Source organism: Novosphingobium humi (assembly GCF_028607105.1).
Taxonomy (GTDB): domain Bacteria; phylum Pseudomonadota; class Alphaproteobacteria; order Sphingomonadales; family Sphingomonadaceae; genus Novosphingobium; species Novosphingobium humi.
In genome coordinates this window covers 1984308-2004626 of sequence record NZ_CP117417.1, presented here as the reverse complement: position 1 = coordinate 2004626, position 20319 = coordinate 1984308, and the positions used below count along the sequence as shown (strand labels likewise).

At 63.4% G+C, this 20319-nt stretch carries 18 protein-coding genes; 5 read left to right on the top strand and 13 right to left on the bottom strand.

From position 1 onward, the window contains the following. Positions 1–346 precede the first annotated feature (346 nt). Complete coding sequence (locus tag PQ457_RS09415) at positions 347–1765, top strand: class II fumarate hydratase (protein ID WP_273616620.1); 1419 nt, start codon at positions 347–349, stop codon at positions 1763–1765. Positions 1766–2222: 457 nt separating this feature from the next. Here PQ457_RS09415 and PQ457_RS09410 read toward each other — a convergent pair whose 3' ends face one another. The 7 genes from PQ457_RS09410 to PQ457_RS09380 all read right to left on the bottom strand — a co-directional run bounded on the left by PQ457_RS09410 (position 2223) and on the right by PQ457_RS09380 (position 8405). After that, positions 2223–2399 carry a CsbD family protein gene (locus PQ457_RS09410; protein ID WP_273616619.1) on the bottom strand — a complete coding sequence of 59 codons (177 nt, stop codon included), beginning with the start codon at positions 2397–2399 and terminating at the stop codon, positions 2223–2225. A 197-nt stretch (positions 2400–2596) separates the two neighbouring features. Continuing rightward, positions 2597–3868, bottom strand: coding sequence for a chloride channel protein (locus PQ457_RS09405; RefSeq protein ID WP_273616618.1), 1272 nt, complete (start codon positions 3866–3868; stop codon positions 2597–2599). Positions 3869–4013: 145 nt separating this feature from the next. Then, positions 4014–5918, bottom strand: a complete 1905-nt coding sequence (htpG, locus tag PQ457_RS09400) for a molecular chaperone HtpG (protein ID WP_273616617.1) — start codon at positions 5916–5918, stop codon at positions 4014–4016. A 103-nt stretch (positions 5919–6021) separates the two neighbouring features. Beyond that, a complete protein-coding gene (locus tag PQ457_RS09395; RefSeq protein WP_273616616.1) occupies positions 6022–6432 on the bottom strand; it encodes a VOC family protein in 411 nt (136 codons plus the stop codon). Then, the gene (locus PQ457_RS09390) at positions 6429–6626 is read right to left on the bottom strand and encodes a hypothetical protein (RefSeq protein ID WP_273616615.1); all 198 of its coding nucleotides are present in this window, start codon (positions 6624–6626) and stop codon (positions 6429–6431) included. Before PQ457_RS09390 ends, PQ457_RS09395 begins: the two co-directional genes overlap by 4 nt. Positions 6627–6747: 121 nt before the next feature. After that, the gene (locus PQ457_RS09385; RefSeq protein WP_273616614.1) at positions 6748–7968 is read right to left on the bottom strand and encodes a GGDEF domain-containing protein; all 1221 of its coding nucleotides are present in this window, start codon (positions 7966–7968) and stop codon (positions 6748–6750) included. Between the two features lie 77 nt (positions 7969–8045). After that, positions 8046–8405 (bottom strand): hypothetical protein, encoded by a 360-nt coding sequence (locus PQ457_RS09380; RefSeq protein ID WP_273616613.1) that lies wholly within the window; start codon positions 8403–8405, stop codon positions 8046–8048. Positions 8406–8469: 64 nt separating this feature from the next. Here PQ457_RS09380 and PQ457_RS09375 point away from each other — a divergent pair, with 64 nt between their 5' ends. Further along, positions 8470–10986 (top strand): TonB-dependent receptor plug domain-containing protein, encoded by a 2517-nt coding sequence (locus PQ457_RS09375; RefSeq protein ID WP_273616612.1) that lies wholly within the window; start codon positions 8470–8472, stop codon positions 10984–10986. A 94-nt stretch (positions 10987–11080) separates the two neighbouring features. Next, complete coding sequence (locus PQ457_RS09370; protein ID WP_273616611.1) at positions 11081–12310, top strand: sulfotransferase family protein; 1230 nt, start codon at positions 11081–11083, stop codon at positions 12308–12310. Between the two features lie 177 nt (positions 12311–12487). Here the strand turns inward: PQ457_RS09370 and PQ457_RS09365 are convergent, their stop codons facing one another. After that, a complete protein-coding gene (locus tag PQ457_RS09365; protein ID WP_273616610.1) occupies positions 12488–13390 on the bottom strand; it encodes a LysR family transcriptional regulator in 903 nt (300 codons plus the stop codon). A gap of 93 nt (positions 13391–13483) precedes the next feature. On the opposite strand from PQ457_RS09365, the gene PQ457_RS09360 reads away from it, so the two are divergent. After that, positions 13484–14899 carry an aldehyde dehydrogenase family protein gene (locus PQ457_RS09360; protein WP_273616609.1) on the top strand — a complete coding sequence of 472 codons (1416 nt, stop codon included), beginning with the start codon at positions 13484–13486 and terminating at the stop codon, positions 14897–14899. Positions 14900–15019: 120 nt separating this feature from the next. Here PQ457_RS09360 and PQ457_RS09355 read toward each other — a convergent pair whose 3' ends face one another. The 5 genes from PQ457_RS09355 to PQ457_RS09335 form a co-directional block, all read right to left on the bottom strand. Beyond that, the gene (locus tag PQ457_RS09355; RefSeq protein WP_337958466.1) at positions 15020–15892 is read right to left on the bottom strand and encodes a LysR family transcriptional regulator; all 873 of its coding nucleotides are present in this window, start codon (positions 15890–15892) and stop codon (positions 15020–15022) included. A gap of 402 nt (positions 15893–16294) precedes the next feature. Beyond that, a complete protein-coding gene (locus PQ457_RS09350) occupies positions 16295–16843 on the bottom strand; it encodes a carboxymuconolactone decarboxylase family protein (protein ID WP_273616607.1) in 549 nt (182 codons plus the stop codon). A gap of 188 nt (positions 16844–17031) precedes the next feature. After that, the gene (locus PQ457_RS09345; protein ID WP_273616606.1) at positions 17032–17988 is read right to left on the bottom strand and encodes a pyridoxamine 5'-phosphate oxidase family protein; all 957 of its coding nucleotides are present in this window, start codon (positions 17986–17988) and stop codon (positions 17032–17034) included. Between the two features lie 67 nt (positions 17989–18055). Beyond that, positions 18056–18667 (bottom strand): glutathione S-transferase family protein, encoded by a 612-nt coding sequence (locus PQ457_RS09340; protein WP_273616605.1) that lies wholly within the window; start codon positions 18665–18667, stop codon positions 18056–18058. A 97-nt stretch (positions 18668–18764) separates the two neighbouring features. Further along, positions 18765–19589, bottom strand: coding sequence for an inositol monophosphatase family protein (locus PQ457_RS09335; RefSeq protein WP_273616604.1), 825 nt, complete (start codon positions 19587–19589; stop codon positions 18765–18767). Positions 19590–19718: 129 nt separating this feature from the next. On the opposite strand from PQ457_RS09335, the gene PQ457_RS09330 reads away from it, so the two are divergent. Further along, complete coding sequence (locus PQ457_RS09330; protein ID WP_273616603.1) at positions 19719–20297, top strand: TetR/AcrR family transcriptional regulator; 579 nt, start codon at positions 19719–19721, stop codon at positions 20295–20297. Positions 20298–20319 lie beyond the last annotated feature (22 nt).

Here is a 20319-nt window from a genome sequence, read left to right as displayed (position 1 = left end):
AGTTACGCACTTCTGAATATATAAAAGGTCTGAAATTTAAACTGTGTTAGGTGCTTTTTCAAAAATATAACGGCATTTTGCCTTTTCAGGCACCCGGATTGCCGAGGGTGGGCTGGCGCCGCAAAGGCTGACGTCTTATTGTTCGGTCCATTGGATCGCAAAGCAATCCGAACGGTTGGGCCGCCTCAATTTCGAGTATGGCCACCCCCCGTCATCAAGGAAAAACCTATGCGCGATCCGCGTCCTGTGACCATCTTCATGATCGAGGATGATCCTCGCATCTTTCGCATCGCCGCGCCAAATGCGATATGTTCTGTTCTGATATCGGTTGCAAAGGTTCCCCACGATGTCCCTCGACGAAACCTCGCCCCCCACAAGGATGGAAAGCGACAGCATGGGGTCGGTCGCGGTGCCGTGCGATGCCTATTGGGGCGCGCAGACCCAGCGCAGCATGACCAACTTTGCCTTTCCCCCCACGGAGCGGATGCCGCTGCCCATTATCCACGCGCTGGGGATCGTCAAGCTGGCGGCCTGCCGCGTCAATCGGCGCTACGGGTTGGACTCGGCCTTGGCCGATGCCATCGAAACCGCCGCGCGCGAGGTGATCGATGGCGTACATGACGACCATTTTCCTCTGGCCATCTGGCAAACGGGATCGGGCACGCAGACCAATATGAACGTCAACGAGGTCATCGCCGGGCGCGCCAACGAGATCCTGACCGGCGCGCGGGGCGGCAAGGCGCCCGTCCATCCCAATGATCATGTCAACCGTGCGCAATCGTCCAATGACGCCTTTCCCACTGCGCTGCATATCGCGATCCAGCGGGCGATGGTGCGGCGGTTCAGCCCGGCGATCGGGCGGCTGTATGAGGACCTGCGCGCCAAGCAGGCGGCGTGGGGCGATGTGGTCAAGATCGGGCGGACCCATCTTCAGGATGCGGTGCCGCTGACGCTGGGCCAGGAGTTTTCCGGCTATGCCGCCCAGATCGCCCGCGCGCGACAGGCCATCACCCATGCCATGGACGGGGTATGGGAACTGGCGCTGGGCGGCACGGCGGTGGGCACCGGATTGAATGCTCCGCCGGGGTTTGGCCGGATCGTGATTGAGGAAATCCGGCAATCGGTGGGTTTGCCCTTTCGCCCCGCGCGCAACAGTTTCGAGGCGCAGGCCAGCCGCGACACTCTGGTGGGCCTGCAGGGCGCGCTTGTGCAACTGGCGGTGGCGCTGACCAAGATCGCCAATGACATCCGCCTGATGGCTTCGGGGCCGCGCGCGGGGCTGGGCGAATTGCTGCTGCCCGAAAACGAGCCGGGCAGCTCGATCATGCCGGGCAAGGTCAATCCCACGCAATGCGAGATGATGGCCATGGTCTGCGCCCAGGTGATCGGTAATGGCGCTGCCACCACGGCCGGCGGCATGCAGGGGCATCTCGAACTCAACACGTTCATGCCGCAGATCGGGGCGAATGTGCTGCGTTCTGTCACATTGCTGGGCTGCGCGATGGACGGGTTTGTCCGCCATGCCTTGGCCGGAATGCAGCCCGACCGCGCGCGGCTGGGCAATCTGGTCGAACTCTCGCTGATGCTGGTGACGGCTCTGGTGCCGCACATGGGCTATGAAAAGGCCGCCGCGATCGCCAGAGACGCCCACAGGCGCGGCGTCGGCCTGCGACAGGCCGCGCTGGAGAGCGGCTATATCGATGCGCCCACCTTTGACCGGCTTGTGCGGCCGCAGGATATGGTCGGCCATTTGCCCGAAGCCTGATGACCGACCGGTTCAGCCATCAGGCATAGGTCAGCCCGTAATGCGAAGTCATAACTGGGCGTCTCGTTCTCGCTTTAATGGGGCGTGTTTTCCAACTGCTCCCTGTCGATGTTCGCGGCATAGGTCGATGTTCACGACATAGCCGCCCTGCGCCGGATCATGGGTCAGGATTTGTCAGGGCAGGGGGTAGTAATCGCTGCCCAGGCCAAACAGGCCGACAAATTGCAGCATGTCGATCATGGTCAAAGCGGATCCATCCTGCGGCTCTGTCTCGTCAGGCAACCGTAGGGGGAGCGCGCCGGTTCCGGCGATGAGGCTGCCAAGGCCAGCGCGCTTTTATCGGGGGCCATGCCCAGCCGCCGACAAAAATCGGGACCGGGCTGGAAGGCCCGATCCCGACAGGTACGGTTTGCGCCCTCAACGCTCCATCGGTCATGTGGCGGACAACCGGCCCCGTTCAGGGCTTGAGCTTGCCTTCGAGGCGGGCCTTGGCCTTTTCGGCATCGCCCTTGGCTTCCTGCATGTCGCCTTCGGCCTTGATGTCGGGGCGGTCGATCGCCGCGCCGATCGCGCGCTTGGTCTTGCCGATGGTTTCGTCCATGAAGCCCTTGGCCCGGTCCTTGATTTCACCCATGGTACAACTCCTTTTTCCGTGTCGGTATGGGCGAAAGCGGGGGTGGGCGGGCATGTTCCGCCATGGAGCGGACCTGTTGCGGGGAAGCGCCCATCCCGCACGGCGAGCGGAACGCCTGCAAAGCCATGTCCGTGACGGCAGGTGATACAGGATGAGGCGGCGGCGGTTTGGTCCGCTCCCTCGCATGGCTTCCCTTGCTAGCGAAAGCTGAGCGAGAGGGCGTGATACAATTTGGGCCGACACACCATCGCGCTGGCCCAATCGGCGATCAGCGCGGTGCCGAACAGCGGCAGGATCATGGATCGGTCAGCGGTCATTTCCATCACAATGATGATCGCCGTCAGCGGCGCGCGCACCACGCCCGAGAAATAGCCGACAATGCCCAGCACAACGATCGCACCATCGCCATGGGTGGGAAAAATCATCGCCAAAGCTTGCCCAAGGCCTGCGCCCACCGAGAGCGAGGGGGCAAAGATGCCGCCCGGCGCGCCGCTGAGCGCGGTGGCCAGCGTCGAAACCAGCTTGGCCGGGCCAAAGGCCAGCGGGACGTGATGCCCTTCAAGCAGCGCGCGCGTGGTTTCATAGCCGGTGCCCCATGACAGGCCGTCGCTGACCACCCCGGTGATCGCCACGATCAGCCCGCATACCCCGGCCAGAACCAGCGGCCGCGCCTTGATCCGCACCAGCCATGGCGCGCCCGACCATGCCAAGGCCACCATCGCGCGGGCAAACAGCCCGCCCAGCACCCCGCCGCCGATCCCGGCCAGCGGCACCACCATCAGCATGGTGCGCAGATCCAGCGTCGCGCTCATCGCGCCGAAATAGATGTAATCGCCCGACAGGCCCAGACTGACCAGACCGGCAATCATCACGGCGGCCATGACCTGAACCGCGACCTTTTGCTCAAAAGCGGCGGCCAGTTCCTCAATCGCAAAGGCCACCCCGGCCAGCGGCGTGTTGAACGCCGCCGCCACGCCCGCCGCGCCGCCCGCAATCACCACGCCCGAGGTGATCGGCACACGAAGTATCCGATTGACCGCCATCATGATCGAGGCGCTGATCTGGACCGTGGGGCCTTCGCGCCCGGCCGAACCGCCTGCCAGCAAAATCAGCAGCGTGCCGACAAATTTGGCGATGGCGGTTGCCGGGGAGAGCAGGGCGGCGGCCTTGGCTCCATCGGGATTGTGACAGGCGGCCATGACCTGCGGAATGCCCGACCCCCGCGCCAGCGGCCAGAAGCGGCGCGTGAACCACACCACCGTCATGAACAGCGCCGGGGTCAGGACCAGCGGCGCCCATGACGCGCGGTGGTAAAGCGCGAGAAAGGCGCGCTGTGCCAACTCGCCCGTTTGGGCAAATACGATGGCCGCCAGCGCCAGCGCCATCGCGCCAAGGATCGCGGCAATCCGCGATGCCAGATTTCCGGTCCACCGCAGGCGGGCAAACCCTGTTTCGGCGCGTTGTTCCATCGGTCCAGCGGGCACCTTGTTCCAGCCTCAAAGCCATGCCCTTAGGCCCGGAAGGCGGCCACGTCCATGGTCTGATTGCCAATTGTCTTTATGCGTCTTTTCGGGAAAGGGGGCGCGGGCCCTCGCGCGCGCCCATGCGTGCCGGTCAGCCCGCAGCGCGAGTGATCAACCGGCCCAGCCTTTCGGCAAAGGCGCGCGGGTCGAGCGGCTGTTCGCCATCGACAATGCGCGCTTCGTCCAGCAGCAGATGGGCGGCATCCTTGCGCAATCCATCCTGTTCGGGCAGGGAGGCAAGGCGCGCGATCTGCGGATGGGCGGGGTTGACCTCAAGCACCGGCTTGGCGCCCGCCGGGGCCTGTCCGGCATTGGCCAGCAGTTTTTCAAGCTGGCGGTCCAGCGCGCCTTCGCTGGCGACAAGGCATACCGCGCTGTCGGTCAGGCGATCCGAGGCGCGCACCTCCGACACCGCATCGCCCAGCGTTTCGCGCATGAAGGCAAGGAAGGAGGAGACTTCGTCGCTGGCCTCTGCCTTGGACGCCTCGGCGCCTTCGGGCAGGGGGATCAGGCTCAAGTCCGCCGCGCCCTGCGTCACCGACTTGAACGGCTTGCCGTCCATGTCGATGCCGCCGCGCACCCAGAAACTGTCGACGGAATCGGGCAGCAGCAGCACCTCGATCCCGCGCGCACGGAAGCCCTCCAACTGGGGCGATGCGGCGATGCGCTCGATGTCGCTGCCGGTGGCGTAATAGATCGCGGTCTGGTTCTCCTTCATCGCGGCGACATAATCGTCGAGCGAACGCCATTCCCCGCCCGAGGTCGTCGTCTTGAAACGGGCCAGACGCAGCAGGCTCTCGCGCCGCTCGAAATCCTCGTAGAGCCCTTCCTTGATCACCGCGCCGAACGTGTCCCACAATTTGGCATAGGCGGCCGGGTCGTTCTTCGCGGTCTTTTCCAGCTCGCCCAGCACCTTGCCGGTCAGGCCCTTCTGAATCGTGCTCAGGATCGGGCTGTCCTGTATCATCTCGCGCGAGACATTGAGCGGCAGGTCCGCCGAATCCACAAGGCCCCGCACAAAGCGCAGATAGCGCGGCAGCAATTCGGCCTCGTCGGTGATGAACACCCGGCGGACATAGAGCTTCATCCGCCCCTTGCGGTCCGGGTCGAACAGGTCGAACGGGCGGCTTTCGGGTACAAAGGCCAGCACATTATATTCATACCGCCCCTCGGCGCGGTAATGCAGCGTCAGCGCGGGCGCATCCCACTGGCCCGCCACGCTGCGATAGAAGTCCTTGTATTCCTCCTCGCTGATCTCGCTCTTTGGCCTGGTCCACAGGGCGGTGCCGTCGGCAATCTGCTCGCCCTCGGCATCGGGCTTGTCTTTAAGAGTGATGGGCACCGGGACATGGCCGGACTGGGCGCGCACCATCTGCTCGATGCGATAGCGCTGGGCGTAATCCTTGGCCTCCTCCATCAGATGCAGCACGATGCGGGTGCCGCGCGCAGGCGCTTCATCGGCGGAGACGGTGCCGACAGTGTAGGTGCCCAAACCGTCGGAGGACCAGATCGCCGCCTCATCCTGTCCGGCGCGGCGCGAGATGACATCGACCCTGGACGCCACCATGAAGGCCGAATAGAAGCCCACGCCGAACTGGCCGATCAACTGTGTCTGTTCATCGCCCTTGGCCGCCGCGATGCTGTCCATAAAGGCCTTGGTGCCAGAGCGCGCAATCGTGCCCAGCGTTTCGGCCATGTCGGGGCCGGTCATGCCTATGCCGTTGTCCTCAAGGATCAGGCGGTTGCTGTCGGCGTCAATGGTGATGGTGATGCGCGGGGCCGGGTCTTCGCCCAGCAGGTCGGGCCGGGCAATCGCTTCATAGCGCAGCTTCTCGCAGGCATCTGCGGCGTTCGAGATCAGCTCGCGCAGGAACACATCCTTGTCCGAATAGACCGAGTGCACCATCATGTGCAGCAGCTTGGCCACATCGGCCTCAAAGGCATGGCTCTGCGGCTTGGCCGCGTCCAGCACGTCGTCGGTCACTGGGCTCGTCATGGGTCGGCAAAACTCCCTGCTGTTGGTCAATGATGGCGCTCAGATGTTAAGCCGGGCGGGCAGTTTCAAGAGAGGCCGGACCATAAAACCGGATCGATGCCCGTCACCCGCCGGCGGGCATCGCGGCCATATCCATCCAGAAGGCTTCCCAGACATGCCCATCGGGATCGGCCAGATTGCGGTTGTACATGAAGCCGAGATCCTGCACCGGATTGATGTCCGCCTGGCCGCCATGGGCCTGGGCGGCCTCGTTCATGCGGTCCACGTCCTCGCGGGCGGCGCAGGAAAGGGCCAGCATGACTTCGCTCGATGTGGCGGGCGGGATCGGGCGGCTGGTGAAAACCCGCCATTTGTCATGGGTCAGCAGCATCACGCTGATCGCCTCGCTCCACACCATGCAGGCCGAGCTTTCGTCGCTGAACTGCGGGTTGTTGGTAAAGCCGAGCGCCTCGTAAAAGCCTTTCGCGCGGGACAGATCGGTCACGGGCAGATTTACAAAGATCATCTTGGTCATGCTGCTTCTCCCTTGGTTGTGGAAATGGGGCCTTCGATGCGTCGGGCGGTGGCGCGCTTTGTGCCTCGAAGAATGGATGAAACCGTCTCAACTCTTGCGCAACCGCGTGACGGCGATGCTGTTTTCGGGAAAGGAATGTTTGATGACCATTCGCAATAGGTGCGTATTTTGACGAAAAAGGCATCGGTGCTCATGGGGCGGATCCACGCAAAGGACTCTTGCCAAACGCACGAGTTCGCGATTTTCTCCCGGTGGGGCCAGCGTTGATCGCTCGAAATGCTCCGGGCGTGGCTCCGGCCCCGGCCTTCCGGGCGTTCAGCCAGCGGCGCAGAGCGGTTCGGCCAGCCCCAGCAGGGGCGGCTCGACACAGTTGCGGCCGCGTTGCTTGGCCTTGTAAAGCGCGCTGTCGGCCTCCTCAATCAGCGCATTGAGATCGAAATCGTCACCCAATCTCCCCGTGGCGATCCCGAAGCTGGCGGTGACGCAGTTCGATCCTGTCGGTGTTTTGTGGGGAATGCGTTTGGCTGCTATCTCGCGGCGCATGCGCTCGGCCACGGTGATCGCGGTCTGCAGGTCGATGTCGATCAGAAAGACAAGGAACTCCTCTCCGCCAAAGCGGCATACCCGGTCGCCGGTCTTGCGCGCCTCGGACACCAGCAGGCCCGAAACACGGCGCAGGCAGTCATCCCCGGCCAGATGGCCGAAAGTGTCGTTATAGGCCTTGAAATAATCGACATCGACCATCACCACCGATACGGGCCGGTTGGCATTGGCCTTGCGCCTTGTGTTGACCCATTGCTCCAGCGCCCGCCGGTTGCCCAGACCCGTCAGCGGATCAATGATTGACATTTCCTCGAAAACCTTTGCGCAAAGCCGGTCGCGCACCGAGCGCAGCCAGCCCTGCCGCTCCATTTTCTCAAGGCTGTAGAGCGCCATCAGCGAAAATCCGGCAAAGGCCAGCGACAGGAAGGCCGAGGCTCCCTTTGACTGCGCCGAGGCCTCGTGCAGGCTTGCCAGCGTCATGATCTGGACCGTCACGGTGGTGATCACCGCCAACACGGCATAGCGCCAACGCAAACGCAGCACCATCACCGTCATCATCATGACGAAGAGGATGCCCAGATGATAGTTCTCGCGCAGCGGATTGGTGCTGGACGCAACCAGCGCGTAAACGACCAGCGCCATGACCGTGGCGAGGATCACCTGCATCCCCTCGCGCACGAAGGCAGGCGGATGGCGCATGGTGATCCACACCGCCCCGGCCGTCAGCGCGGTCATCAGCCCCAGCCGCAAGACCAGGGCCAGACCGAAAGCATCGGGGATGGAAAAATAGTCGAGCGCGATTAGCAGATCGGACATGCCAAGCGAGAGCAGCCCCATGCGCACATACCAGCGTTCGCGCGCCGGGCCGGTTTCCTCTTCAAACTGCTTTTCCAATTCGCGCGGAAAGTGCAGGGCAAACCCTCTCTCGCCCAGAGTCTGATCAATCAGTTCGAACTGCTGCTCGACGGCATTCTGGTCGCTCTGGTGGTCCATTCAGGTTCCGCCGGAAGTATCTGTACGTTCAGACTAGACCATCGGCCACAATGAATTGTTAACAATTTGGGCATTTTCTACCTATTCCATTGCGGCCGCGTGGCGCAACCGCTCGGCCCGGCGGTGCCTGCGCGCAACTTTGGGATGGCATCGGGCGTTGAGAGCAAGGTGTCTGACCCGATGCCCGGATGCATGGCTATTGTATTGTGATTATGGCCTTTTGCCGCGCCATCATATTGTTTATCCCTCGGCCCGATCGGCGCGATGCCATAGATGCCTGACAACAGAGGGGCGCGCGGACCGAAATCCTCAGCACGAAACTTCATGCCGGAGCCAGATTGAAAACGGCCGAAGGTATCGCTTTGCGCCGCGATATGCGGCTGTGGATTCCAATGCGAAATAGATAGCCTTGCTGCTGCTTGGGGAAGCATCGGCATGGCCGATGTCGTGTGCCCGGCGAAAAAAAAAGAACCAAAATCATTCCCGGGAGGGTGTCATACCATGAAGCTTTATCTCCTTTCGAGCACGGCCTTTGTCCTGTGCGCGGCGGCTCCGGCCTATGCGGCGGATGCAGCCAACCCGCCGCCCGTCGCGGACATCATCGTGACAGGGACGCGACAAACCGGAATGCGGGCGCAGGACAGCGCGGCGCCGGTTCAGGTGGTCGGGGTGCAGGCTCTGCAGAACGTGGGGCCGCCTGATCTTGGGCCGGCCCTGTCGCAATCGCTGCCTTCTCTGAATTTTCAGGGCTTTGGCAATGACACTGCCAACCTCACGCTGTCCGCCGCGCTGCGCGGAATCAGCCCGAACGAAACGCTGGTGCTGATCAACGGCAAGCGCCGCCACACCACGGCCAACCTTGCCGTGGCCGGGGGCAGCCCCTATTCCGGCAGCGCCACGACAGACCTGAGCTTTGTGCCCGTCGCATCGATCCAGCGGGTGGAAGTGCTGCAGGATGGCGCGGCCGCCCAGTACGGGTCCGATGCGATTGCCGGTGTGGTCAACATCATCACCAAGACGGCGGACCATGGCGGCATGCTGACCGCATCGGGCGGGAAAAACTACGAGAACGGAGGCGCCACCGCTTCGGCGGCCATCAATGCGGGGATGAAACTGGGCGAAAACGGCTTCATCAACCTGACGGGCGAGTACAAGTTTCACGACTTTACCCAGCACGGGACATGCGACCGCCGCTATTTCGACCCGCAGTGCAATATCACCGCGACCAATCCGGTTATCGTGGCCGGTCTCAAGGCATCGGACGGCTTCCCCCGCGTCAACCGCATCAATGGCGATGCGCGCTACACGATCTACAACATCAGTTTCAGTGCAGGCTATGATCTGGGCGGCGCCGAGCTTTATGCTTTTGGCAGCTATGGCAACCGCAGCGCGCGCTCAAACCAGAACTATCGCGTCGGCAACCGGGTTTCCGGCACGACAAGCACGGGGGTAACTGTCTATCCTCTGCCCAATGGTTTTACCCCGCAAGAAGGCGTGCGCGAGGAGGACTTCTCGCTGACCGCCGGCATCAAGGGCAAGGCCGCCGGTTGGAACTATGACCTTTCGGGCACCTATGGCCGCGACACGGTCAAGCTCTACACGCTGAACTCGGCCAACCGCGGCCTGTTTTCGGCCCTCCAGTCGACCAGCGCCACGCCGCTCAGCGGGCTGCAGCGCGATTTCTATGATGGGCAACTGTCCAACAGTGAATGGGCGGCCAATCTCGATCTTAACCGCGATCTCGAAATGGGCTTTGCCAAGCCGGTCACGCTTGCTCTGGGCGCCGAGTATCGGCGCGACAGCTATGCCATCGGTGAAGGCGAGTGGGCCGCCAATGCGTATGGCGGCGGTCAGGGCTATCAGGGCTTTGCCGATACCGACGCGGGCGTGTTCAGCCGCACCGGCTATGCCTTTTATGCCGATCTTGCCGCCGATCCGGTGGCGGGCCTGCATACCGACCTTGCGGGGCGCTATGAGCATTTCTCCGATTTCGGTTCGGTCACCACGGGCAAGTTGACTGCCCGCTATGACTTTTCCCCCGCCTTTGCTTTGCGCGGCACCATTGCCAACGGTTTCCGCGCACCCAGTCTGGCCGAGGAACACTATTCGTCGGTCAATGTCGGGCCGGGCTATGTCTATGGCCAGTTTCCGGCAAACTCGCCTTCCTCGCAACTGCTCGGTTTCTCCCCGCTCAAGCCCGAGCGCTCGACCAACCTGTCGATCGGCATCGTGGCCCATCCCGCGCCCGCGCTGCAGTTGACGGTGGATGCCTACCAGATCAGCATCAAGCACCGGATCGTGGGATCGGGCGACATCTTCGGCTCCAACGGGTCGACGGTGGTGTCTCAAGCCGTGCTCGATGCGCTCTCGGCACGCAAGATTTCGGTGGCGGATGCAACGTCTTATGCCGGTATCGACATCTTTACCAACGGGGCCGACACCCGTACGCGCGGGGTTGAGGCAACCGTCAATTATGCCAGCGATTTTGGCGAGGCCAATCACGTCGACTGGTCGCTGGGGGTGAACTACAACAAGACCGAGGTGACCAATATCATCGACCTGCCTGCTGCGGTCTATAACGCCAGTCAGGGGCAGACGAAGCTGATGACGCAATATGCGATGGATGCGCTGACCACGGCCTCGCCGCGGGTCAAGGCCATCGCCAATGCCCTGTGGAGCCATGGGCCGCTCAAGGTCAACCTGCGCGAGACGATGTATGGCGTCACCAGCCAGCATCTCAGCCCCGATGGCTCAGGGCAGGGCAGCAGCGCGCAGTTGGTGCGGATCGGCACGACATTCATCACCGATCTTGATGTCGGCTATGCGTTGACGCGCCGGCTTCGGTTCAACGCGGGGGCGAACAACCTGTTCAACAAGCAGGCGCCGACGATGCCGACGGTCACCGTCAATGGCACGCAGCGGCCGCTGCTCAACAATGTGTACAATGCCGCGATCGCCTTTACGCCCTGGGGCATCAACGGCGGTTATTATTACGCGCGCGTTACCTACAACTTCTGAGGCAGGGCGGGGCCGCTCCGCAGCATGTTGCGGGGCGGCCCTTGCGCCGGCGGAATAGGGACACACAGGGAAATTGATCCACCCGGAGAGCGGCATGACCGATCCTGTTGAGCAAGCCGCTGCCGCACTCGCCGACAATCCCGCGCGGGCGGGCGAACTGGCGGCCCGCTACCCTGCCAATCCGCGCATTGCGGTGAACCTTGGGCATGCTTTGCGCACGCGTGGCGACCGCGAAGGCGCGATTGCCGCCTATCGCCGGGCCGCTGCGCTGCAACCGACGAATGGCGAGGCATGGTGGAGTCTGGCCAACCTCAAGATCGGCGTGCTCGGCGCGGCGGATGAGCGCGAAATGCGCCGCCTTCTGGAAAGGCGGGATCTGGACGAGCGGGATCGCATGCGATTGTCCTATGCGCTGGGCCGGTTGCTGGAGGATGCCGGACGCTTTGCCGAGAGTTTCGAGCATTATGCAGCAGGAGCCGCTGTCGCCTTTCGGCAGCGGCAATCCCCGCCGCCTGACTATCGGCAACAGGCCGCCGACATCAGCGCGCTCTTTTCAGAGGAATTCTTTGCCCGCCGAAAGGGCTGGGGAGCAGCGAGCGCCGCGCCGATTTTTGTCGTCGGATTGCCTCGGTCCGGTTCGACGCTGGTGGAGCAGATCCTCGCCACGCATCCCGATATCGAAGGCACGATGGAACTGCCCTATACGGGGAGCATCGCGGGCCGTCTGGCGGCCAGAGGCCCTGATGCCATTGCCCGCCTTACCGAGCGGGAGGTGCGGGCGCTTGGCGAGGAATATCTGGCGCAGGCGGGTGTCCACCGCCGGTTGGGGCGGCTCCGCTTCATTGACAAGATGCCGAACAACTTCCGCCATGTCGGGCTGATTCGGCTGATCCTGCCCGATGCCTGCATCATCGATGTGCGGCGCCATCCGATGGCCGCGGGATTTTCGTGTTTCAAACAGCTCTTTGCCGAAGGTCACGATTATTCCTACGATCTGGCGGAGCTGGGCTTGTACTATCGGTTCTATCTGGCCACGGTGCGCCACTTCGCCAAGGTCCAGCCCGGCACGATCCACACGCAGGTCTATGAGGCCCTCGTCGCCGAACCCGATGCGCAGATTGCCGCGCTGCTGGATGCCGCAGGCGTGGACTTCGCGCCGGAATGCCTGCGCTTTTACGAGAACCGCCGAGCCGTGCGAACCGTCAGTTCCGAACAGGTGCGCCAGCCGATCTATCGCTCTGCCCTTGAGCATTGGCGCCATTACGAGTCCTTTCTCGGACCGCTGAAACAGGCCTTGGGCGATGCCGCCTCAAACTGGCACTGAGCTGCGGGGATGATCGGGGATCGCCTGTGGACGCCATGCCGCATGCCGGTTTTGCCCGCGGCGGCCCGGATCGGCGATGGGGCCATGGCCGGCAACGGGATGAATGGCTTCAAATCTCAACAATTGCGGGAAACAAGGCAAATCGTTTTTTAATTCATGCCGGATTTACAATAACGTCTATGCACGCTCCTTGGCCGACACTTCGCGGATCAGATCGACCAGAGCGCGCAGATTGGGCGGCAAATGGCGTCGCCCGGCAAAGTAGAGCGAGAGCCCCTCGAACGGTGGCGTCCAATCGGCCAAAAGCTCAACCAGACGGCCTTCCGCAATATGCGGCAAGGCGCTGCGTTCTTCCACATAGGCAATCCCGGCGCCAGCCACGGCGGCCGACAGGATCAGGTCAGTCCCGTCGAGAATGAGATTGCCCGGCACGTCCAACGTCATGGATACACCATGGCGTTCAAATTCCCAGCGATACAGCCGCCCGCCTGACAGCCGCATCTGGACGCAGTTGTGCCCCATAAGATCCTTGGGCGCCTTGGGTAAGGGGCGCCCTGCGAGATAGATCGGCGCAGCGACCACAACCATGCGCAACCGGGAAAAGATCGGTACGGCCACCATATCCGGCGGTATGGCGTCATGCAGCCGCGCGCCCGCGTCAAACCCGGCGGCGGTGATATCGACCAGCGCATCCTGTGTCACCACGTCCAAGACCACTTTGGGGTAACGCTGGTGATAGGCAAGAAGGATCGGTTCCAGCATCAGGCGCGCGGCCCCGCGCGATGTGTTGATGCGCAGCGATCCGGTCGGTTCGCTGGCGTGCTGTCCAATGCTCTCGATCGCGGCCTCGATGGCGCCCATGGCGGGCGCGACCTGGGCGATCAACTCCTCGCCTGCCGAGGTGAGGGCAACGCTGCGGGTCGTGCGGTTGAACAGACGTACCGCCAGACGCTCCTCCAGCGCGAGGATCGCATGGCTGAGCGCGGATGACGATACGCCCAAAGCCCGCGATCCGGCCCTGAATCCGCCATGTCGGGCAACCGCCAGCACCGCTTCCAGTTCCGCCAATGTGACACGCATTGATCAGTTTACCTCATCAGACCGTCCGGAATTGTCCCACTTCTTATAGCGCCGGATCACGCGCATCTACCAGCCATCGATCAGGAGGCTTTCATGCGCAGCATCATCAACAATTATATCGGCGGCCAATTCCGGCCCGCTTCATCAGACCGGACCGCCCCTTTGCACAATCCCGCGACGGAGGAGCAGATTGGCACCGTCCGCTTGTCGAATACCGATGATGTCGATGCGGCCGTGGCTGCCGCCAAGGCGGTATGGCCATCCTTTGCGGCCACGCCGCAAGACGAACGCATCGCCATGTTGCGCCGGCTTTCCTCGGCCCTCGCTGACAGCGAGCCGGAGTTGATTGCCGCGATGCGTGCGGAATACGGCGCGCCGATCCATTTCACGACGTTCAGCGTGCGCCATGCCGGCTCTGTCTTTCTCGACATGGCGCGAACGGTCGCGGATTACCCATGGCGCCAAAGCATCGGTCGCGCGCAGGTCGAGATGCGCCCGCTTGGCGTCGCGGCGGCGATCACGCCTTGGAACAGCAACATTGGCTTCATCTGCGCCAAGCTGGCAGCCGCGGTTGCGGCAGGATCACCGATCGTGATCAAGCCGTCCGAACTCAGCGCCATTCAGACCGAGGTTCTGGCGCAGGCCTTGCACAAGGCCGGATTGCCCGCAGGCGTGCTGAACATCGTGAACGGCGATGGCGCGGTGGCAGGGGCCGCGCTGGCCGCCCACCCGGATGTGGCAAAGGTCAGTTTCACCGGGTCCACCGCGACAGGCCGCGCCATCCTGCGGGCGGGCGCGCAGACGATGAAGCGCGTGACGCTGGAACTGGGCGGCAAGGGCGCTCAGATCATTCTGGACGATGCGGATCTGGACCGGGTGGCGGGCATGGTGCTGGCCAATGGTTTCATGAACAGCGGTCAGGCCTGCATTGCCGGAACCCGCATCCTCGTCTCGCGGCGGCGGCAGGAGGATTTTGAGCAAAAACTCGTGGCTGCGCTGGGGGCATTTCCTGTGGGGCCCGCAACAGATCCGGATGCCGGGATCGGGCCGATGGTAAACCGGCGCCAATGGGACCGCGTCCAGTCCTATATCGCGCTGGGGCAGGCCGAGGGCGCACGCGTTCTGGCCGGCGGCGCAGGCAGACCGGAGGGAATGGAGCGGGGGTGGTTTGTCAGGCCCACGCTCTTTACCGATGTGCATCATGACATGCGGATCGCGCGCGAGGAGATTTTCGGACCAGTGCTCTGCATCATCGCCTATGAGGATGATGCCGAAGCCATCCGCATCGCCAATGACACAACCTATGGGCTGCAAAACTATGTTTTCGGTGGTGACGAAGACCGCAACCGCCGTGTCGCCCAACAGTTGGAGAGCGGACGCATTGCCGTCAACGGCGCCGCACATGAGCCGATGGCCCCTTTCGGCGGCTTCAAGCAATCAGGTATTGGCCGCGAATTTGGCGCCTATGGGCTGACCGCGTTTCTGGAGCCGCGTGTGGTGCTGAGCTGATACCGGGCTGCGAAGATGCCGGACCTGAGCGGTCCGGCGCCTTCGGGTTCAACTGGCCGGTGATCCGCGATGCTTTGCTGATTTTCCGGGCATGACGGCGCGACAGGCGGGATGCCCGGTTCAGTTCAGCAGGCGGTTTTCGCGCAATCTTGTCACCGCCAGATCGACAAAGGCGCGAACCTTGGCGGGGGCGTGGCGCCCTTCCGGATGCAGCACATGGATCGGCAGTGGCGGCTCCTCGAAATCGGCCAGCACGATCTGGATATCGCCTGCGACCAGCGCGGGGCCAATCTGATAGTGCAGGATGCGCGTCAGCCCCCAGCCTGCTTTGGCGGTGCCGATCGCGGCTTCGACGGTGTTGCATTGCAGGGCCGCGTCAATCGTCATGCGCTGGTCGCCCGCAAAGCGCCATTCGGGCGATGCCCAGGCGCTGGTTGAAACCGCGATGCGGTGGCCTTTCAGATCGGCGGGGGTGGCCGGCACGCCATGCTTTTCGAAATAGGCGGGCGCGCCGCAGATCACCCGGCGGACCGATCCAACCTTGATCGCGGTGAAGCCGGAGTCGGCAAGGTGGCCGATACGGACCGCGACATCGATCCCCTCCTCGATGATGTTGACAGGGCGATCAAGGAACAGCGTCCTGCCGCTCATCTTGGGATAGGTGTCGAGATATTCGGTCATGATCGGCAGCACATGCATATGGCCAAACATCGAAGGCGCGGTGATTGCCAGCGTGCCTGCCGGGCTGGCATAGGAACCGGCCGCGCCTGCCTCGGCCTCGGCGATGTCGGCAAGGATGCGGCGGCAGTCCGCCACATAGCGGGCCCCCGCCTCGGTCAGTTTCACCGAACGGGTGGTGCGGACCAGCAGCCGCGCGCCGATCAGGTCTTCAAGCGCGGCGATGGCGCGCGTCACGGCGGGCGCGCTCATGTGCATCAGGCGCGCGGTCTCTGCAAAGCTTTCGGTTTCGGCGACCTTTGCAAAGATCCGCATTGCTTGCCATCGATCCATCGGCACTCTCTCTTCACGGCCCTTTCATGCGATCCGCATCGGGATCGTGACATCACCGGCCGGTCCTTGACCCGGCAGGCCGCAGTGATGCGGACGGCTCTGCCGCAGACTTTAGAGCAGATGCGCAGGTCTGACGCCAGCAAATCGCGCAAGGAGAAGCCGCGTCGGTCGCCTGGCCATCGCCGTCCTTCTTCCCAACGATGGTGTGCCCTTGTGCCATGCGCTCAATTTCGCAGCAGGCCGCTTTATCCATGCCTGTCGTGATTGCACGTGACCGCAAGGCATCATTGCCCCTCCTTGCGGGTCAGGAAGGCCTGCGCCTCGTCGCGGTTGGTCGCAAACCCGGTGCGGGCGGCATCGGGGGGATGGCCGCCCGCTGTTGCGTCACGCCGCCAGACGGGTGACGTGGGGAAAGTCGATCTCGGTGCCCAGCGCCTCATTGACGTAGTTGGTGAAAGTGTTCAGCGCGACATGCGCGATGATCTCAAGGATCTCGGCATCAGAGTAACCGGCGGCGCGCACCGTCTCGACCTCGGACGGGGCGACCGATCCGCGTGCTGCGGTCAGCGCGCGGGCGAAGGCGAGTGCTGCGGCGGCCTTGGCATCGCTCGACGAGCCGTGACGCGCCGCGGCGATCTCGGCATCATTGAGCTTGGCGAAGTTGGCGCTGGTGTAGGTGTGCGCCGAAAGGCAGTAATCGCAGCCATTCGCCTCGGCCATGGTCAGCGCCAGACGTTCGCGGGTGGCGAGGGACAGCTTGCCCTTGCCAAGCGCGCCTTGCAGACCGGCCAGCGCATTGAGCGCAACCGGACTGGTGGCAACAAGCCGGAAGATGTTGGGCACGACGCCCAGTTGCTTGTTGATGGCTTCGAGGATCGGGCGCGACGCTTCGGGGGCATCGCTGATGGTGGCGGGGGTGGGGATCACGGACATTTTGTTTACTCCTTGAAGGCGGGGGTGCCTTCGATAGGGTGAAGATGGGGCATTTCCGGGCGGCGCTGAATGCCGAAAAGGCGGAAGGGATTGTTCCACCTGGTGGTGGTAATCGGGCAATCACAGGTCCAGCCGCTTCGGCCGGGAACCGCGCACCGGCGGTATTCGGCGCGCCGGCACCGGGCGGCCTAGCGCCACTCACCGGTCATCAGCGAGGCCGGGGACCATGGGTCCTGCTGCATGGACCAGCGCAGAGCCAGTGCCTCGCGCCGGCGGATGATGGTTTGCGCCTTGAAAGTCCACAACCGCTCCGCGCCCTGAAAAGCCGCAATTTCGGGGCTGTCAAAAATGATTTCGGCGGCGCCCGTCATCTGGAGCACATGGCCGCCCGCGTAATCGACAAAGAGCAAACCGGCCCGACCATTGAGCAGAATGTTGCCCAGCGTGTTGAAGAACAGATTGCCGTCGAAGTCGGGAATGGTAAGCGTGCCATCCTGCGCCACGCGCACAAAACCGGCCTTGCCGCCGCGATGGGAGGCATCGACCTGCCGCCGGTCGCCGCGATCCGCGTAGGAGGCGACGAAAAAGCTGTCGGCCCCCGCGATCATGGCGCGCGCCTCTTCGTCCAGCGCGGTCAGGGCCTCAACCTTGACGGGATGAGGCGCGGCAACATCGCGGGCCCAGTGCCAGTCGCGAAGCTGGATATAGCGTGGGCAATTGCCGAAGCTCTGCTCCACATCCACGCGAAAGCCTTGCTCCGCCGCGCCGACCACGCCGTTCATCCGGTTGCGCCGCCGCGTGTGCAATTCGATGCCGAGCAGTCCGACGGGCTTGCCCGGTCGCAAACCCGGCCCGGCGGGATCGGTAGGGTCCGCGCCGGCGTTGATTTCGAGCGTGGTGGGATCGGGAGAGGTGATGAAGCCGGATCGCCCTTCGAGAAAGCTGGCCCAAGGGGCGCCGGCCTCATCGACGCTGCCCAGCACGATGAAGGGCAACTGCGCGTAAAAACCGCGATGCTGATCGGGCATATGGTCGCGGATCACCCGTTGCCCGACCGACGCCATGCGCTCGGCTACGCCCAGCTTCTCCTGAATGAAAAGCTCACCCTCATGCCAGACGGGAAGCTTGGTTGGGTTGGCTGCCATCTCTTGGGCCTCCGTTCGGGGGCTGGTGGGCGCACCGCTTCGGCACGCCCGCTCTCAGCGGCACGGCTTATGCTGTCAGGCCCGCCGGGGTTTGCGCAAAGGGAACGAAGCCGGGGAGCGCCTCCACCCGGCGCAGGAATGCGTTCACACCGGGGTAGGCGGAGAGATCGACATTGCCCTCCGGCGCGCGCGCGACATAGCTGTAGATCGCAACATCGGCGATGGTTGGCCGCGCCCCGACCAGCCATTCGGAACCTTGCAACCGCGCTTCGAGACGACCGAGCAGCGTATGAGCGCGGGCGATCACCTCTTCGGCATGGAATCTGGCACCAAACACCGTGATCAGCCGCGCGGCGGCCGGCCCATAGGCCACTTCGCCCGCGGCAACAGACAGCCAGCGTTGGACCATGGCCGCTCCTTGCGCGTCCTCCGGCAGCCAATCCGTGCGGCCCGCCTTCTTGGCGAGATAGACGAGGATCGCGTTGGAGTCAGCAATGGCCAGGCCATCATCATCCAGCACCGGCACCTGGCCGAACGGATTGAGCGCCAGAAATTCGGGCTGCTTGTGCGCGCCCGCCAACAGGTCGACTTCGACCAACTCGTGGGGAACATTGATCAGCGAGGCGAACAGAACGGCGCGATGGGCATGGCCCGACAAGGGATGATGATAGAGCTTCATGGCGGTGGCCTTTTGCATTGGTCGGGCCCATTCCCGATCCGCCAGGCCATTGTGCGTTGATACCGAGCGGGCGAGAACGACCGCTCTTGGCACTTCATTATTCCGCGTGGCGCAATAATGGATTCTCGATCCGGCCCGTTTCTCGTGCTTGTCGGATCACTTCTCGCAGCGCGGGATGCAGCGCCCTGTTGGCGGCCAGCACGCCGTCGCCTGACCAGCCGAATGTGTTGCCGGCAAGGTCGGTGACAGCGCCGCTAGCCTCGCGGATCAGCAGGGCGCCTGCAAGCCAGTCGGCTGCGTCGCGCCCGGTTTCAACATAGGCGTCGAGGCGGCCCGCCGCGACATAGGCGAACTGAAGCGAGGCGGCGGCCATCGGCCTTACGACGAAGACTTCGCGGGCAACGCTGCGCAGCAAATGCAGCGCCTCATCCTGCATGGCCGGCCCCACCTGACCGATTGGCGGTATCGCGCCGCCGACAACAGCGGCCCCCGGATCGCGCTTGCCGGACACCTGGAGGGGGACGCCGTTGCAGGTTGCACCTGCACCTTTCCCGGCAACAAAGGCTTCCTTCATCGCGGGGTCGTAGACCATCGACATGACCGGCTCGCCGTCGCGCACCAGCACCAGCGAACTGGCCCATAGCGGCAGGCCCTGCGCCCAGTGATAGGCGCCATCAATGGGATCATAGAGCCAGTAGGTCTGGCCAGCGGGGCCATCATCCTCATCGGCCCACTCAATGGTGGGGCAGCGCTTCTCCAAAGCTGACCGCAATGTGGTCTGAGCAGCCCGGCTGACGGCGCGGGCGTGCTGGATGATATCCCTGATCGGGGCGTCGGGGCGGGGCTTTGCCTTGCTTGCGGCGATCTCTTCGGCGATGGAACGCACCAGCATCATGCATGTCGCGGTATCGATCTGGGTCAACTTGGCCTCCGGTATGGTTGATTTGACGATCGAAAAATATGAGTATCAGCTCATGTTTCAAACTCGCTTTCCCAAATGAGCCCGAGCCGCAAGCCGGTGCCCCTGAAGCCACGGAAAACCGCGAGGCAAATGCGTGCGACCAAGACGGTCGAAGCGATTGTCGAAGGGGCTGCTCGCATTCTGGAGACCGTCGGGCTGGAGGGGTACACAACCAACGCCGTGGCGGCCCGCGCCGGGGTCAGCATTGGCTCGCTCTATCAATATTTCCCGAACAAGGATGCGATCACACTCGCGCTGATCGAGCGGGAATCGGCCCTGCTGCTCAAGGAAGTGGAGGCAGCCACCGCTGAGCCAGACTGGAAAGCGGCGTTGCGGTTGATGGTTGCGGCGGCCGTCCGCCACCAGTTGAACCGCCCGGCGCTTGCCCGCCTGCTCGATCTTGAGGAGGCGCGGTTGCCCGTCCGCGATGCGACCGGATCGGGAAGCGGGGCGATTTTTACGGCGGTCGGTGCCGTGATCGCCCGGGGAATGCCTGCGCCAGCCTTGCCGGGCATATCCTCGGGCGTGGAGCAGTTGACCAGTGACGTGATCGGGATCACGCGCGGCATGACCGATATGGCTGGTCATCGACATGAGGTTGACCGGCTTGATCTTACCCTGCGTGTCGAACATGCGGTATTTGGCTATCTGTCCCGTGCCGTAAAATAGGAAAGCAGCCACGAGCGTCCTG